The following is an 18,798-nucleotide window of genomic DNA, read 5'->3' on the forward strand; positions in this document are numbered from 1 at the left end:
AGGAGAAAGTATAACAGAAAAAGACTTTGATTCAAAGGCAGTAGATAATCCAGAATTAGGTAAAAAAGTAGTAGATTTAGGAAATGAGAGATACTTCTATAAAGATGATGATGGAGAAATAAAAGTACTGCAAAGAGAAGAAGTACAAGAAAGACCTGAAAGTGTTAAAGATCCAGTAACAGGAAGAGAGATAGAAACTGAGAATTTCGATATTCAAAAGAGATATAATGTAGATTTAGGAAAAGAAGCTGTTGAGACAGAAGCAGGAAGCGGAAGATATTTTGTAAAAGACGAATCCGGTCAAATAAAAATAGTAACTATTGAAAAAACTGAAACTAAAATAGATCATATACTTGATCCTAAAACTCGTAAAGAAATTACAAAAGAGCAGTTAGAGACAGCGAATTTTAATAGTGAATTAGGTGAAAAAGGTGTAAAAATAGAAGATGGAAGATACTTTAAATTAAATGAAGATGGTGAAATAGTAATCAAAGAGTTTGTTGCGGAACCTAAAGATGTTGTATTTGATCAAACTTTAAATAGAAAAGTAAGTCCAGAAGATATAAAAAATGCTCCTTTAAATGACCAAATAGGCGAAAAAGCTTTAAAAATAGATGATAATACATACTATGTTTTAAATGCAGATGGCCAAGTTGAAAAAGCAGAAATAAAGACAGTTGAAAAGAAAGAATTTGAAATTGTTGGAGATAACTTTAACAAAAAATTAACAGAAGCTGACTATAATACTTTACAAGAAAATCCTGAATTAAAAGGAAAAGTAGTAGATTTAGGAAATGACAAATTATTAGTAATGAAAGAAGATGGAAATGGTTATATTACTAATAGAAAGAAACTAGAGGCTAAAGTAGCTACAGAAACTGTAAATACTTTGATAAATGATGCAATTTCTAGAAATGATGCAAATAGATTAAAAGAGATAATTGCTCAAAGTAAAGATAATACTAAATTACCAGAACAAATGAGAAAAGATCTAAAAGCTTTAAATCAAGGTGGATTAGATAAAAAATTATCAAATAAAGATTTTATAGACAGAGTTCAAAAATATAATCAAGCTAAAGATTCTGAAGGGAATTATTTAGATGAAAAAACAGGAAGAATATTCAATTTAAATACTGATAAATTTAAAAAGAAAAAAGAGACAGATAAAGAAGTTGAATATAAGATTGACTCTGAAAAGAAAATTAAAGTTGATAAAGAAACAGGAGAAGTTAAGTTAGAAGAAACAAAAACTACTTGGAATGTTTGGGAAGGAAGAAAAGACTGGTTTGTTTATAAAGTAGGTAAAAAGTTGTTTGGTAAAAAAGAAGTGAAAACTGATGAACCTGCAACTTCTACAAGAAATCCTAATGAAGGAAGACCATTACCACCACTTCCAACTGAAGAAGGTTCAACTTCAAGAAATAATGATGATACATATAATAGGCTAGGTGAGGATACAACTCCTAAAACAGTAAGCGATAATACATATAATAGATTAGGAGAAGAAGATGGTACATATAATAGATTAGGTGAGGATACAACTCCAAAAGTAGTAGATAATACTTACAATAGAGTTAATTCAGATGAAACAGAAGTAAAAAGACCAACAGATGGTGGAGAAGAAAATGGATACTTTAGATTAGAAACTCCAGCAGAAACAGCAGAAAGAGAAGCAGCAGAAAGACAACAAAAATCTGAAGAAACAAATCCTTACTTTGTACTAGAAAAAGATCCAAAAGCTGACGCAGAAGTAGCAGCAATGAGAAAAGCTGAAGCAACAGATGAGGACGAATCAGGATATAGTACAATAAAAGATGCTAATGCAGGTAGACCATTACCAGCAACTCCAGATCAAGGTCAACCAAGAAAAATATCATCAGATGAAGAATCAGTTTATAGTACAATAGATGGTGATGGGAATATTGTTAAAAAAGAAACAAAATCAACTTTTACTAAGTTAAAAGATGCTATTAAGAGTAGATTACCTTGGAATAAAAAAACAAAAATAGATTCAGAAAAAGTTGAAATAAAAAAAGTGAATGAAGAATCGGATGATGAAATGATAGATAATCCTTTATATGAAAGCGCAGGACCTAATTACGGAAGACCATTACCAGCAACTCCAGATCAAGGTCAACCAAGAAAAATATCATCAGATGAAGAATCAATTTATAGTACAATAGGTGATGATAATACATATAATAGATTAGGAGAAGAAGATGGTACATATAATAGATTAGGTGAGGATACAACTCCTAAAGTTATAGATAATACTTATGATAGAGTAGTAGCAGAAGATGGTACATATAACAGATTAGGTGAGGATGTAACTCCTAAAGTTATTAGTGATAATGATTATTCTACTGTAAAAAAAGATGAACCTGTATACTTTATATTGGAAAAAGAAGCCGAATCTTTAACTTCGCAACAATCAGGTGGATTAACTCCTGAAACATTGGCAAAGGCAAAAGCAGCATTAAAGCCAGTAGAAAAAAAATCAGAAGAAACAAAAGTAGAAGTTAATGAAATGCAAGGAAAAAATTTAAATGCGGATAAAGTTAAGTCAAAAATAAAAGAGTCAGATGACCAGATGAAATCAGAGCAAAAAACTAAGGCAGAAGCTGAAGATGCGATGATAAATGATGTATTTAAAAATGAGTACGGAAAAGAATTAAAAGATTTGACTCAAGGAGAAAGATTAGCTGAACTTAAAAAGTTAACGAAAAAAGCAAGAACAAAAAAATTAGATGATACTGAAAAATGGTTAGTAAGTGCTTTACAAAACTCTATAGAAACAAGTGCAAAATATAAAGAAATAGAGAGAAAAATAGACAAAGAATTTACTAAAAGAGTATTAGCTGATAAAAAACTTGCAGAGACTTTAGCAGGAAATAAATACAAAAAAGCTGATGGAACTGATAAAGGAATAACTTCAGAAGATGCAGAGAAAATAGTAAAATATAGAATGGAAGCATTTGAAAAAGTTACAGGAATTAAACCTAAAAAAGAAGTTAAGATAGGTCCTTTAGAAAAAACTCTAAGTAAGAAAGACAATGAAAGAGGAGTTTTCATAAGTACAGAGGCAGCAAATAAGTATAAAAAATCTTTAGAAGCACAAGGGAAAACACCAGAAGAAATAAAAAAAGCTTTAAAAGATAAAAAAATACTAGGTAAAAAAGATGATGAAATAGTAAATGATAAAATCAGAATTAACACTAAAGAATCTCCAAAAACATCTTTAGAAGGAGCTTCAAATAGTGCGATTCAGAGATTAAAAACATTAAGTCATGAATTAACACATAAGGAACAAACAGAATTAGTAAGAGATAAAGCAGCAGCAGAAAGATTAGGATTGAAAGACGATAGAAAATTAATGAAATACGGATCAGAATTAAATGATTCTAAAGACTTAATAAACTATAGAACAAATCCTATAGAAAAAGATGCTTTTTCTCGTGAAAATGCAATAAAAGATAAATTAGAAAAAGGCTTGGAGAAAAAAGGTTATAAAATTGAAAAAGAATCAGATATTTCAGTATCAAAACCTAAAAAATTAATAAAAGAACAAACAACAAATGAAGCACTAAAAAAAGGTGAAGGTTATTTGGATGCAAAATCAGAAGAAGCTAAAAAAGCATCTAAAGTAAATATTCCAAAATCAAAAGAAGAGGCTGAAAAATCAGAATCAAAAAAATCTTCTCAAAGTCTAATTCAAAAAATGAAAGATATATTTAAAAAAAAAAAAGATAATGGACATTCAGCAGTAGCAAATGAAGAAGAAGGTGAAAAAAAACCAAATACTCCTGAGATGCAAAAAAAAATAGATAAAGTTGCATCTCTGGAGAATTCAGAAAATTGGAAAAAATTAAAAGATGCAACAAATGTAAGATATATTCAAAAAATAGCGGAAGATCCTAAAGCAATTAAAATGTTAAAGAAAAGAACTGATGGAGCAGATTTAGAAGGAGGAGTTATAGATGCTTTAACAGGAATGACTAAAAAAGAAGAAACAGAATTAATAGAGGATTTTGCTATAAAAAAGCAAGAAGCATTTGATGAAGCATCTAAAAGAGGAAAATCTAACAATGCAGACTTAAAAATAATACCTTCAGAAGAAATGAATAGAGAAAGAGTTAAAGAAGGTTATCGTCCTGCAGATGGGTTACATAATAATGTTAAAAATGAAGTTAAAATAGCAGAAGAGTTGGGTATAAGCAGAAAACTAGCAGTAATGGATCATGAAATAGGTCATAAATATCAAGCTAATCTTTATAAAGATAAAAAATTATCTGAAAATGCAGATTTAAAACAAGATTATGATGCTTTTAAATATGATCGTGAAAATTATGATTCTAAAAATTTAGATTATTATAAGGCTAGTCTTTTAGAAAGAGATACAAGAAAGAATGAAAGAGTTACCAAAAAAGGTTTAGATCAAATAGGAGATAAAATTTTAGATACAGATTTATTAACTAGAATTGAAAAATCAAAGGATCAATTGGAAGATACTAAAAAAGAAATTACAAAAGATCAAGAAGCTAAGGCTGAAAAAGATATTACAAAAGAAGATTTAGAAAAAGCCATTAGAGAAGAAATAGGTTATGTAGGAATAAATAGACCTAAAGAATTATCTAAAGGTGACAAAAATCCATTTGAAAACAAAAAATTTGATGCAAAAATAGCAAAAGATGAAATGGAAAATATGGTTGATAAAGTTAGTGAAAAAGAAAATCTACAAAAGAAGTTATCTTCTAAAGAAAAAAAAGAATTAAATGAAATATTAAAAACTTTTGAAGACTTTAAAAGATTAGAAGGAGAAATTGGTGAAAATGACAAAAGATTAATTTTAGAAAATTTAGATAAACAAATTAAAGAATTAAAAGAAAGAAGTCCTAAAATTAAATCTTTATTAGAAATACCGAAACCAGTTGATTTAGATGATATAAAGCTAGAGGGAGATTTAACTTCAAATGAAAAATGAATAGAGTTAGATAAAACTTTAATGAAAAAATCAAAAATTACTTTAAAATCATCAAAGAGTTTAAAAGTTAAAGAAGAAAAATCAAGAGGGATAGATAGTCCAGAAAAGAGATTAGAAAATATAGCTAAAAGAGCAAAAGAATTACCAAAAGAACATTTAATAAAAGCTTTATTAGATTTATCTAAAAAAGAAAAAGATAGAGAAGAGTTATTAGAATATTCAAATCGCCAAAAAGAAGGTGAAAAATTATTGCCTCATCAGCATTTAGGAAAAATAACTTCTAAAAAATCTAAATCTTTAGATAAAATATTTAAAGCATTAAATGAAAAAATTTCTGAAGACTATCTATCTTTAAGAGAAGAATTAAATGATACATTAAGAGAAAAATTAGAATCAAATTATGAATTTAAAAGAATAATGGAAAGAAAATTATCTGGAAATAGAAGGCAGATATCAGAATTATTTGAAATAGTTGAGAGAACCAAACGTGGAATATTTGAAGAAATAACAGGCATGGAGGTTCCTAAAACTAGATTAGAAATAGAAGATGGTATTGGATTATTTAATAAATATGAAGGAAATTATAATAAAAGTAAAAATTTAATAAAAATATATTCAAAACCTTCATTAAGTTTTCTTCATTCACGAGAGAAAAATAATAAAGATATATTAAATTCATTGATTCATGAATTAACGCATCAAGAACAAGCTAGGTTTGTAGAAAATAGAGAAGATTTTATTATTCAAGGAATAAAAGATCAAGCAGATATATTTTATATAAATAATAAAATGTATCTAAGAGATGTTAGCTTAAAAAAATATAGAAGACAACCTGTAGAAGAGGAAGCTTTTAAAGCAGGTAATGAGTTATCAAAAAACTTTTAAAAAAATAAGCCATCCAAAAGCAACTCAAACATAAATAAGGAAAGTCCCTGTTAATCAGGGGCTTTTCTTATTTTACTTAATTAAGGTTAAATAACAAGCAAAAAACTTTTTTTACTTTCGAAAGGTTTAGTTAATTAATTAATCTATACAATTAGTATTATTTTTGTGATAATAAAAATAAAATAAAAAAGTTAATTGAAATTTAAAATGTTTGGGTTTAAAAAAGGAGGGAATAAATGAAAAAAAAATTGGTGTTTTTTTTATTTATGATTTTTACAATAGGAATTTTAGCAGCAGATGTAGTTATAAGTGGAAATTTTAGTGACTATAACTATTATGGAAGTTCGACAAAGCAAGGAAATGAATTAATATTTACTCAAAATTCATTAAATCAAGCTGGAGCAATTTGGTCAAATAAAATGGTAGATTTATCTAAGAATTTTAGAATAGAGGCAGAATTATATATGGGTGATAAAGATGCTAATGGAGCAGATGGAGTAACTTTCTTTTTCAAACCATATGAAGATAAAAATGATGTAATAGGTAATACAGGAGGAGGATTAGGATATGAAAGTGCTAATTTTCCAAATACTTTTGGTCTTGAAATAGATACATGGTATAACAGTGATAAAGATTCTATATCGACAGATCATATTGCTTTTGTTAAAAGTGGAAGTTCAGTAGGTATAAGTGATAAAGATTTAGGAAATATAGAAGATAATGCATGGCATTCGATTATAATTAATTGGAATGCTTCTACAAAAACGTTAAGTTACTCACTTAAAGGGGTAACAGGAAGCTATAATGGTGGAGGAGAAGATTTATTAGCTAAAATAAATACAGGGAATGATGCAAACCATCAAAATATGGCTTATTTTGGATATACAGCTTCAACAGGAGGATCATATAATAAACAAGGAATAAGAAATATTCAAGTAGACGCAACAATCCCAGAAAGCCAGTATCCTTTAACAATAACAGAAACAGTTTCTCCTAGTAAATATAGATTAGGAACAAGCTTGACGTATACTGTTACTATAGGAAATAGAGGTACAGAAACAATAAGTAATTTAGATTTAAGCAGTAATACAGGAATAGATTTTTCAGGAGATGGATGGACTAATTATTCAGGAAACATTTATAGAAAAACAGGGTTAACTATTCCTGCAGGAGGAACAGTTACTGTAACAGGAACAAGAACAGCGACTTCTTCAGATGTTACTAACACTGAGATTATTAATACTACTTCTATAAAAGGATATACTAGTTATGGGACTTCTTCACAGTCAGAATATACAGATGCCTATGAATCTAGAGTAACATACTCTCCAATGGATTACACAGTAACAGAAGTAGCTTACTCAGATCCAAAAGATGGATTTACAATAGAATCTGATGGGACTATAAAATATACATATAAATTTAAAATTGAAAATACAGGTGGAACAGAGCTAAAAAATTTAACATATAAAAACACAAAGACTCCAGGTACTTTAATAAACATTTCTGGAAATTTAGCAGTTGGAGCTAGTAAAGAAATAACTTATGAATATATACTTACTGATGCAGAAAAAAATAGCAATGGTCTTAATAATGAGATAATTATTAATGCTATTGCAATAGATGATAGCGGAAATTTAGAAAAATCTTTAACATTTGCAACGGTTTCAAGTGAAGTATCCGCTATGGAAACAAATGTTACAAATACAATTACTGGAAGTTCAGACAACACAAAAATACAAGCTTTAGGAAATATAGTTAATTATTCTTTAACTATAAAAAATATAAAATCATCAACTTTAGGAAATTTAGAAGCGGTAATTATTAGAAATAAAGATTTAAATAATTTACCAGCTAATGATAGAACTTTTGCAGGAGTTAAAGCTTCTTCTACTAAACTAGGATTAGTAAGTAATTTTACTCCTACTTCTTTAGGAAAAGATGCAATTTCTACGGGAAGTTTTCAGTATACTGTAACTCAAGATGATATAGATGAAGGAAATTTAAATACTACAATATTTTTAAAAGGTGAGATAGGATCAGATGTTTATACAGTTCAAGAAAATAATAATATTTCAATAGATGAAACATCTTTAAATAAAGAAATTTCAATAACAGTAAATCCTCTTGTTTATAACTCAAGTGATTCTTTAATATCAGGAAATCAATATTCAACTATAGGAGATAAAATAAAATATAGTTTTCAAATAGAAAATACAGGTAAAAGAACGATAAAGAATCTAAAATTAGTTGATCCTCTTGATTCAAATAATGAGATAGATTTAGGTATATCAGCATTAAATATAGGAACCACTCAAATAGCTACAGATAAATATATTAGAATAATTGAAGCTAGTGATTTAAATAACGGAGAAGTTAATTATGATTTTTTAATAAAGGGAGATGTAGGAAGCTTTGATTCTATTGCAAAAATAGAAAATAGTATAGTTACTGGAGATTTAAATGATGATTATGAATTGAAAGTAGTTATAGAAGAAGGAGCTAATTTTACTAATCAAGGGATTAACTTAAAATATCATTATGAGTTAAAGAATATAGGAAATAGAGTTTTATCAGGCTTAGAGTTAAAAGATACTTTGACTAATACAAATAGTGTAACTTTAGATAAGACACAAATAAATCCTAATGAAATTGCTATTTCCTCTACTTTGACACATGTAATAACAACTGATAATTTTAATAATGGAAGCATAAATATTCAAGGAGAAGCTCAAGCTTTAAGATTATCAGGGCAGTTATTAACTAAAAATGTTCTAGAAACAGTTAATAAATTTGATTTTTCTAAAATTAATTTAAGTATGTCATCTACAACTCCTAATTTAACTTATGGAACTTTAGTAGATTATACAATAGATATACAAAATATAAGTACAACAACAGATGCCGTAAATTTAAAGTTAATTGATGAAATAGAAGAAATAAGAAATGCAAATAATGAGAAAGTATTTGAAAATGTACAATTAATTTCAGTAAAAAATGGTGTGAATGATGTTATATATACAGGAGATATAAATGCTCTTATTTTCACGTTACCAAAGACTAGTACAGTTCAAATTAAAGTTAGAGCAAATATTAAAGGAAGTTCAGATATAACTTTATCAAGTGGTGAAAATATAATAAATACAGTAAGTATATTTGGGAAAATAGGGACAGCTTCCCAAAGTATAGCAGTAGATTCTCCAGATTTAGTTGTAACTACTGATGTAACTACTGATAATTCAGACAAAATAATAGAAGTAGGGGAAGGAGTTACTTATACTATAGATATAACTAACAGTTCTTCTTTAGATATTAATGATGTTATAATTATTGATAAAATTACAGAAATAGTTAATAGTAAAAATGAGTTAGTTTTCTTTAAGCCATTAACAACAGATAGAATAACTATAGTAGATAGTACAACGTCTACTCCAATACCATTTACATACAATGCAGTTCAAGGAAAAATAGTAATCAGCAAAATTCAAGCAGGAAAGGATGCTCATGTTCAAATAAAACCAACAGTTAAATCTAATATATCTTTTAGTGATGGGGAAGTTATTACGAATTTATTTACAGTAAATGGGAATACATATTCTCATATTTTAAATGCTTTAACAGGTGTTATACAGGGAATGGATATAACTTCTAATGTTGTAACAACTCTTTCTAATAATAAAATTATGTTAGACGAAGAATTTACTTATAATATAGAAGTTAAAAATAAAGGAACAAATTTAAATTTATTAAATGTTAAAGTTTTAAGTGATATTGAGGATACTTTAAATTCGAAAAATAAAAAAGCATTTAAAGATGTTGTAATTTCAAGAATTTATAATAAAGAAACAAATGTTAATAAAACAGGAATTTCTTGGCCAACAAGTTTTACTAATGGAAGATTAGAGTTACCAGAAATATTAGCAAATGAAACTATAGTTATTGAAATAAAAGCTAAACCAAATGATTTACCTTCATTTGTTCAAAATGAACAAATAATAATTGATTCAAAATCTTATTTAAATAATTCAGCTCAAGCTGTTGAGCATAGATTAACTCCAACAATAGTTATTCCAGAATTAACAGTAGAAAAAACAGCTAATAGAGCAGATGTGGCTATGGGAGAAAATTTAACTTATACAATTAAAATAACAAATAATAGTAGTACAGAAGCTAAAAATTTAAAAATAGAAGATAATATATTGGGAATTGAAGGAAATACTTCAGCAGGTTTAAAAGAACAAGTATTTTTAAATTGGACATGGACTGTGGACTCAGCTCATTCAAGTTTAAGACCAGCAGATAATTCTCCATTAAGTATTTTAAGTTCTCAGAATGTAAATTTAGCATCTGGAGATTCAATTATATTTACTGTGACTGGTTTAACTAATAAAGATATAATAGATGATAATTTTAGCAATACAGTTTATGTAACAGAAGATTTAACTCAGATAAAAAAAGAAGCAACAGCAACTTCTAAAATTAATAAAGAAGGAATAGTAGTTACCAAAACGGCGAATAAAACAGAAGCTAAAAGAGGTAACTTTGTAAAATATACTTTAAGTATATATAATTCTAATAGTGTACAAATGAAAGATATTAAAATAGTAGATGTTTTACCTCCAGGATTTGAGTATATGAAAGATAGTTCACTACTTACGGATAATGATAATACAAAGGCAGAAATTCATCCATTAGGAAGAGATACTTTAACTTTTAATACTTTAAACGGAAGCAATTTGGAAATAAAAGCAAAAGAAACTATAAAAATATCTTATATATTGAAAGTGGGCTTAGGAGTTAAAGATGGAAAAGCAATAAATACAGCAATGGTAAAATCTTTTTCTAATCAAGTTGTATCTAATATAGCAACTTATAGATTAGATATAATAACTGATCCTTTATTTGATTCAGGTTCAATAATTGGAAAAGTATTTAACGATATTGATGAAGATGGTTATCAAGATAGTGCTATAGCTAAAGAAGTTAAAGTAGTTATAGATAATCCAAGTAAATCACCAATAAGCTTAACAAGAAACAAGTTTAGAAAAGTAGTAACTCCTAAATTTGTTTTAAAAGAATTAAAGCCAGGTGAAAAAGTAATTATAGAGTTTAAAAATAGAACTAATCTATTAAGTGAAATAAAATTAAATACTAAGGCTGGAACAAATTTAATTTTAAAATCAAATGGAAAATCTTTAGTAAAACATATAAAAGATAAAAAAAGAGGATTAACAGGAGAAAAGATAGTCATTAATAGAATCAAAACAAAAAATGGATTAGAAAGAATTGAAATAAAAAATGAAGGTAAAAATGAAGAAGGGATTCCAGGAGCAAGATTAATGACAATAGATGGATTGATTATAGAAACTGATAATTATGGAAGATTTCATGTTCCTGTCTTAAAAGGAGAAAAAACAAATAATTATTTAATTAAATTAGATTTAGATAGTCTTCCTATGGGAACATATATAACAACAGAAAATCCTAAGGTAATGAGAAGAACTAGAACTATTTCAAAGTTTAATTTTGGAGTAGTTGTTCCAAATGAACAATTATCAGGAAAGAGAGGTGACATGTAATGAATAGAAAACAAAAATTATACATATTATCTCTATTGATAATACTTCAAACACCTGCTGCAGCTCAGAAATTTTATTTTAATACAAGTGAAGATTATGTAAATAATCTTTACGAAGAAAAAGGATTGAAAGATTCGAGCAACATTCAAATAGTTTCTCCTGAGAGAAAGAAACAAAAAATGTTAAAAGTTCAAGCTACTGAAAATAAAGTCTCTTCTTATTCTAAAAATTTAGAGAAAAAAGATTTAGAAAGAATTAAGAAAAAGAAAAAATACCCATTGATGTATAGCAAGAAAAAAGCTCAAGCATTTAATCAAACAAAATATAAATCATCAGGTTATATGGAAAATGGGGGCTATATTTATTCTACAGTAGATGCTTTTAATGTAGTTCCTAAATTAAATATAGTATCTGTAAAAGATAAAATGTTAAGAAGCGAAACTACATTAAGTTTCTATATTTATTCAAATTATCGTAATTATATCAATAAATATGAGATATTAATTTATGGAGAAAAGGATACTAATTTAGTAAAACCTTTATCAATTATAAAAGGAGAAACTTTACCAAATAAGGAAACGATTAATGTAAGCTTAAGTAAAAAAATGATTGATGGAAATTCGTTAACTTATGTATTAAAAGTTTATGATAAAAAAGGTAATTTTGATATAACTAATCCTAGAAAAATAGAAATATTTGAAGATTCTAAAAAAGGTGAGATTTTAAAAGAATTAAAAGATATTAAAATTCAAGAAATAGACAATACAAATAACTTAAAGAAACAAGATATTCTTATAAATGGAGCTTTAGTAAAAGTTATTGGTAAGAATTTTCCAGCTAACAAAAAAGTTCAAGTTGGAGAATTAGAAGTGTTTGCTGATAATAATGGAGGCTTTATTTTAGAAAATATCTATTCTTCAGGAGATAAAGAAATACAAGTTTTAGCTCTAGATTTAAATGATAAAGTTTATCAAGAATACTTTAATATTAAAGTTAAGGATAGTTATAACTTTACAACAGGTCTTGTAGATTTAAGTATAGGACAAAATAAAGTTGATGGAAATGATACTTTAACTAAAAATGATAAAAATTATGAATCTGGACATTTTGATAGTGGAAGAATAGCTATTTATCATAAGCAAAAAACTAAAGATATGAAATTAACAGTTCATGTTGATACAAAAGATGAAAAGATCGAAAATGTACTTGATGGATTAGAAAGAAGAGAACAGGAAAATGTATTGACAAGAATAGATGATTACCAAATTTATGATAGCTATGGTGATGATTCTAAAGTTTATTCAGATATTGATACTCAAGGAAAGGTTTATATTAAATTAGAGAAAAATAAAAGTAAGGCTATTTGGGGAAATTATGATACTAAATTGAATGAAAATTATTTTTCTAATTATAATAGAAGTTTATACGGTGCTTATTTAAATTATAAATCATTAAAAAATAATAAATTTGGAGATAGCAAAAATAAATTGGTTATGTTTGCTTCAGAGCCAAATACTTTATATAATCATAACGAATTTCTTGGAACAGGGGGTAGTTTATACTATCTAAATCAAAAAGATATAGTAAGCGGATCAGCTCAAGTTTGGTTAGATGTAAAGGATAAAAATACAGGTAGAAGAATAAGCAGAGTAAAGCTACAAAATGGTACGGATTATGAATTGGATAATTTTTTAGGAAGATTAATATTAGAAAAACCTCTTTCTCAAATTGCTAAGGATAGTACAAATGAAGTAATAAAAAGTAATATAAATGGAGATTATAACTATTACTTAAATGTAGATTATGAATACTATAGTTATGGAAATGATTTTGATAATTTAACTTATGGATTAACACAAAATTATTGGATAAATGATAATGTAGCTTTAGGTGGAACATATATAAGAGAAGATAGGGATGCTTCTGATTATGAAATGATGGGAGTAAATACCACTTTAAAATTAAGTGATAATAGTTATTTAAAATTAGAGGCTGTTAAGTCAGAAGGAGAACAAACATTATCTAGTACAGTATCACTAGATGGTGGTCTTAATTTTACAAATAATAAAATATTATCTAAAGAATCATCAGGAAATGCATATAATTTAAAAGGAATGTTATCTTTAAAAGATTTAAATGGTAAATTTAAATCAGACGATAAAATAGAAACATGGGCTAGAATAAAAGAAAAAGGATTTGCTAATGTTTCAGAAGAAAGTACTACAGAATATGAAAACTATGGATTAAAAGGAACATATAATATTTCTGATAAGACTTCTTTAATTTCTTCATACGAATATTATGATGAAAAAACATCAACAAGTGATAATAGAAAAGTTAATGGATCTATTGCTTTAAAAAATATTGTTAATGATAAACTAACAATAACAGGAGAAACAAAATATGAAGAAAATAATATGTCAAATCCAGATGCAGATGATTATATAGGAAAAGCTACTTTGTTTGGACTAAAGGGTGAATATGAATTAAATGATAGAGTAAATTTAAATGCAAGTGCTCAAACACAATTGTGGAAAGATGATAAATATTCATCAAATAATTTATATACTATAGGTTCAGATATTAAAGTAAATGATAAAGTTAATGTATCAATGAGTGGTTCAACTGGTGATAGAGGAGACTATGGAAAAATTCAAGGAAATTATTCTAGAACTCCAAAGCATGACATGTATTTAGGTTATACATCTTCTAATGAAGTATCAGAAAATAAAAATACATTAACGATGGGGGAATCCTATAAATTAAATGATAAATCAAAACTATATCATGAAAATCAATTTATAGATTCAACTAAAGGTGATGGAACAACAGAAGTGTATGGAATAAATTATGGAGCTAATGATTATTTAACATTAGGTACTTCATATGAAAAAGGATTCATAGAAAAAGATACTGGAGATATAAAAAGAGATTCAATAAGTATCTATTCAAGATATGAAAAAGATAAAATTTATTTAAAAAATAAGCTAGAGTACAGAAAAGATAGAGAGCCAAAAGAGACGACAGATCAATGGGGTATATTAAATAAAGGAAAATATGTTTTAAATGATGAGTTAACATTTACAGGTAAATTAAACTATTATTTTACAGATTTTACTAAAAAAGAAGATACATCATTTAAGGAATTTGGAATAGGATTTGCATATAGACCAATATATATGGATAAATTAAATGTACTGACAAATTATACGTATTTAGAAGATTTAGGTACAGAAATGCAATCAAAAGATGATGGAGAAGTAAAAGCTCACGTTGTATCTATTGAAGGTATATATCAATTAAATCAAAAATTGAATTTTAGTTTAAAATATGCTCTTCGTCAAGAAAAAGAAAGAATAAATAGAACAAAAGGTGTTTATGTAGAATCAAGAAATAATTTATTTGCTTTTAAAACAAGTTATGATTTAATATATAACTATGAAATATTTGCAGAATATCATATATTGAAAGATGAAATATCAGATAATATAGAAGATGGATTTATATTAGGAATGTATAAAGATTTCAATACAAATGTAAAATTAGGAATAGGTTATAATTTCACAAATTATGACGATAATTTAGAAGTTCTAGATTATAAGGCAAATGGTTGGTTTGTTAATTTAATAGGAAAGTTTTAAATGAGAAAAGCCCTTCAGTATTACACTGAGGGGCTTTTTGGAATTTTATTATAATTTATATTAGAACATATAAGTTAAACCAACACAAAGTTTAGTTTCTTTAAACTTATTGTCTACATTTTGAGCTTGAGCAAGAGGACCATCAGTTTCATATTCTAGTTCTTGATATGAAATATCACCATTTAACATTAAGCTTTCATTAATAGCATATTTTGCTCCAATGGCAAATTTTTGTCTATCTCCAGCATCTAAAACTTTACCATCTAAATAAGTATCTATCACATCTATATCAGCTTTCATTCTTAAACCAAATGTATATTCTCCATAAATAGAAAGTCTTTCATTAGAATATATGTCAGCACATAATTTTAACTGTTGTTCTGTCATTTTAGCATCTAAGAAATTATCAAATTCTCTATGTTTCATATAATATCCAATAGTAATAGGACCATATTTATAAGCTAAAGGCATTCCTTCAATTTCATAATATTTATAGCTATTAGAAACTTCACTAGGTATTGGAACAAAAAGATTCATTACTGTATCATTGACCATACCATATTTCAAATCAGCCCAACCTAACAAATGTCCATCCATTAATGGATAACTATATTTACCTCTTAATGATAATATATCTTGTTTCCAAGCATCTCCAATTGCTGAAGATAAAAGTTCAAAATCTCCTAAATTATTACCATGAGCCCATTCGGCACCTATTGCAAAATTATCATAATGTCTCCAAGCTCCAACAATAAGTTTTGAAGAATAAGATGAGAAGTCGTTGTTAAGACCAGAAGTAAAACCCTTAATATAATCTACTAATCCACCAAGACCTTTAAGATAATTTTCACTAGCTAAAATATCAAAAGTCCAATCATCACCATAAGATAAATTAGTTGTGATTCCATACTCGATTCTTTTTAAATCTTTGTCAATATTAAATCTTTGGTTAGTACTAATATCAGCATTTAAATCATAATAATTAATAAAAGTACCCATAGATTCTACTTTTAGTTTAGGAGCCATTTCCATAGGTTCAACTACAGGCATAACTTCCTTTGCATAAGTTGCAGATGCGGCTACTAAAGCCACGAACAAAAGTGTTAATTTTTTCATAATAATCCCTTCCTTTAAAAAATTTAAAATAAGTTACTTAATAAATTACACCCTTAACTTAATCCGAGTATACCTCCTTTTTATAACGCTGTCAACTTTTTGAAGTTGTAATTTAATTAAAAATATAATAATGCAATGTGTTGAAAATGTTGTACAAGTCTTCAGATGGGATTTGGAGGTGTGTGATTTTAAATTACATATTTTTTGTGAAAGGAGAATAAAATTAATAAAAGATAGGAGACATTAATCAATGTCTCCTATCTTATTTTCAATTACTACTAAAGTAATTATTATTCCAAGCATAATACCTAGATGAGCATAATTTATAATTGAATGATGCTCAAAAAGCTCAACTATAATTTTTTCAAATAAAACTATTGATATCATTAAAGGTAGTTGAATCATCCACCATATCCAAGTGAAAAGTGGTTTTAAACTAAATGATTTTTCATATACAAATTTTTCAATAGATAACCATAAAATAAATATTGAAAAAAGAATAAGAAATGTAAAAAATAAAGTGGAACTACTCATAGTTTTTAATTTAACTAAATAATTTAAAAGGCTTATAATTCCTTCTCCAAAAATAATAATCATAAGTAAAGAAAATCTTTCATTCATATGTTCTTCATCTATAAGTGGAAGTTTTTTATATTCTTCTAATGTTAACAATGGATTTACAAAATCAATGATTAAAATTAAAGATAATAATAAAGCTGCCAAAGAAAACTCAAGGAATAAAGATATAAATATTAAAACAATTATGATATCTTGTGTAACTAAAGTGTGATGTAAATATCTTTTATGAATTGCATTGTCCTTAGCAGCTTGTCTCCAAAGAATTAAAAGAGATATTTTAGCTGCTAGTAAACTTAAGATAATAGCAATTAAATTTTGATTTTTAAAAGCACATTCAAATCTTCCAACTCCAAGTATAGCAAGCATATTTATAAATGTTAAGGTGTAATTTTTAATATGAGCTATTCCAAATCTATTATGATAATAGGTCATACTAAGCCAGTTCAGCCAGAGCCCACTAAATAATAAAATGAACCATATAAATTTTGTAAAAGTCACATCATGCAAGAAAAAATGAGATAAATCTTTAATTAATCCAACATAAACCAAGTCAAAGAATAATTCAAGTTTTGAAGCGGTTCTTAAGGAATCGTGTTCTAAATGCTTGATGGTTTCTTTGTATTTTTTAAACATAGTCACCACTTCCTAAATTTTAAAATAAAGTATCTATAATAGGAAACATTGCAGCTCCTATAACTATTGAGTTATCATTAAAGCTAGAAAAAGCAATTGTTTCTGGCCCTCTATAAAATATATGGTCTTTATATATTTCATCTAAAAGTCTTTTTTTAATAGTTTCTTTATGAAAACAAATTTTCCCTGAAATTATTAATTTTTCAGGATTTGAAAAAAACAATATATTTTTAATCCCTACAGCTAAATATTTTATATAGTTGTCTAATATTTCTTGTCCTTTTTTCGTATCCATATATTTCATACAAAATATTTCATTAAAGTTTTTAATATTAGGAAACACTTTCTTAAAGTCTAAAAGTAAACTTCTATTTGAAACATAAGATCCCCAACATCCCTTTGATCCACACTCACAATCTCTACCATTAGTCTCAACTATCATATGATGTAATCTACCTGCTTTAAAATAGAAATCTTTGCTTAAATTTTCTTGTTGAAAATTACTGATTCCAACATAATCATTAATTGTAAGTACTGTAAAAAGAGAACAATCTGAATGCTTTGTTAAAAAACCTTCAGCTATGGAAGCTAAGTTAGATTCGTTTTCCATGAATACAGGGAAATTCAGTTCTTCTTTTATTTTATCAATAAAAGAAAGATGAACCTTTGTTTGAGAACTAAATTCAATAAATTCATTTTCTGTACTGACGATTCCAGGAACTGAAATACCAATACCAATTAATTTTTTTTTGATTTTAAGAGGAAGTTCTTTTAGGAAACTTTTAAGTACATTTAAAAATTCATTTTGTATTTCTTCACTATCAAGAAAATATTCAGTTTTTTCTCTAATCATAATTCCCTTAGCATTTGTAAGAAGGATAGTAGCTCTATTTTTAGTTAGTCTAACTCCAATAGAATAACAGAAAAAATTATTAAAGGAATATTCCATTGCTTTTCTTCCAACTCCATTTCCAACTTTTTTTTCTTCAAAGATAATATCTTTTTCTAAGAAATTATTGATTATCTTTTTTGCTGTTGGAAAGCTAATGTCTAAATTTTCAGAAATGTCATTAATTACAAAATTATTTTTGGAATAAAAGATATATCTAAAAGCATTGGTCTCGTTATTTTCTTGTGCTTTTTTCTGGTACATAAGCATCTCCTCCTTTTTATTAATAATAGCATAAAATATACATTCATACAAAAATTATGTATGAAAATAGCATTGAAATTATAAATGTTATCCATATATTTCTTATATTTGATTTTTCAAAGCAAAAAAACTATCCTTAGGTTGTTAAGAGAAATTAAAATGACTTTAATAATTTAAAAAGTATTGGTTTTATTTAAATTATTAATTTAAGTTTTTTTTTAGATAATTTTT

General features: G+C 26.5%; 7 protein-coding genes. 4 read left to right on the plus strand and 3 right to left on the minus strand.

What is annotated here, in order from left to right:
* The 4 genes from Q7K47_08775 to Q7K47_08790 form a co-directional block, all read left to right on the plus strand.
* Nucleotides 1-4,981, plus strand: a 4,981-nt coding sequence (locus Q7K47_08775; protein MDP0507292.1) for a hypothetical protein, incomplete at its 5' end; no start/stop codon positions are given.
* A 21-nt stretch (nucleotides 4,982-5,002) separates the two neighbouring features.
* A complete protein-coding gene (locus Q7K47_08780; GenBank protein ID MDP0507293.1) occupies nucleotides 5,003-5,866 on the plus strand; it encodes a hypothetical protein in 864 nt (287 codons plus the stop codon).
* A 236-nt stretch (nucleotides 5,867-6,102) separates the two neighbouring features.
* A complete protein-coding gene (locus Q7K47_08785) occupies nucleotides 6,103-11,445 on the plus strand; it encodes a hypothetical protein (protein ID MDP0507294.1) in 5,343 nt (1,780 codons plus the stop codon).
* The gene (locus Q7K47_08790; GenBank protein ID MDP0507295.1) at nucleotides 11,445-15,086 is read left to right on the plus strand and encodes a hypothetical protein; all 3,642 of its coding nucleotides are present in this window, start codon (nucleotides 11,445-11,447) and stop codon (nucleotides 15,084-15,086) included. Before Q7K47_08785 ends, Q7K47_08790 begins: the two co-directional genes overlap by 1 nt.
* Nucleotides 15,087-15,146: 60 nt before the next feature.
* On the opposite strand, the gene Q7K47_08795 is transcribed toward Q7K47_08790, so the two are convergent.
* The 3 genes from Q7K47_08795 to Q7K47_08805 all read right to left on the minus strand — a co-directional run bounded on the left by Q7K47_08795 (nucleotide 15,147) and on the right by Q7K47_08805 (nucleotide 18,567).
* Nucleotides 15,147-16,202, minus strand: a complete 1,056-nt coding sequence (locus Q7K47_08795; protein ID MDP0507296.1) for a hypothetical protein — start codon at nucleotides 16,200-16,202, stop codon at nucleotides 15,147-15,149.
* A gap of 243 nt (nucleotides 16,203-16,445) precedes the next feature.
* A complete protein-coding gene (locus Q7K47_08800) occupies nucleotides 16,446-17,414 on the minus strand; it encodes a low temperature requirement protein A (protein ID MDP0507297.1) in 969 nt (322 codons plus the stop codon).
* A gap of 19 nt (nucleotides 17,415-17,433) precedes the next feature.
* Nucleotides 17,434-18,567 (minus strand): ROK family protein, encoded by a 1,134-nt coding sequence (locus Q7K47_08805; protein MDP0507298.1) that lies wholly within the window; start codon nucleotides 18,565-18,567, stop codon nucleotides 17,434-17,436.
* Nucleotides 18,568-18,798 lie beyond the last annotated feature (231 nt).

The organism is Fusobacterium sp. JB019 (genome assembly GCA_030673965.1).
Taxonomy (GTDB): Bacteria; Fusobacteriota; Fusobacteriia; order Fusobacteriales; family Fusobacteriaceae; genus Fusobacterium_B.

Bases quoted from the DNA above. Each gene is read 5' to 3' on its own strand.
- Q7K47_08780 (MDP0507293.1), top strand. From the start codon at position 5,003: ATGAAAAAATCAAAAATTACTTTAAAATCATCAAAGAGTTTAAAAGTT.
- Q7K47_08785 (MDP0507294.1), top strand. From the start codon at position 6,103: ATGAAAAAAAAATTGGTGTTTTTTTTATTTATGATTTTTACAATAGGA.
- Q7K47_08790 (MDP0507295.1), top strand. From the start codon at position 11,445: ATGAATAGAAAACAAAAATTATACATATTATCTCTATTGATAATACTT.
- Q7K47_08795 (MDP0507296.1), bottom strand. From the start codon at position 16,202: ATGAAAAAATTAACACTTTTGTTCGTGGCTTTAGTAGCCGCATCTGCA.
- Q7K47_08800 (MDP0507297.1), bottom strand. From the start codon at position 17,414: ATGTTTAAAAAATACAAAGAAACCATCAAGCATTTAGAACACGATTCC.
- Q7K47_08805 (MDP0507298.1), bottom strand. From the start codon at position 18,567: ATGTACCAGAAAAAAGCACAAGAAAATAACGAGACCAATGCTTTTAGA.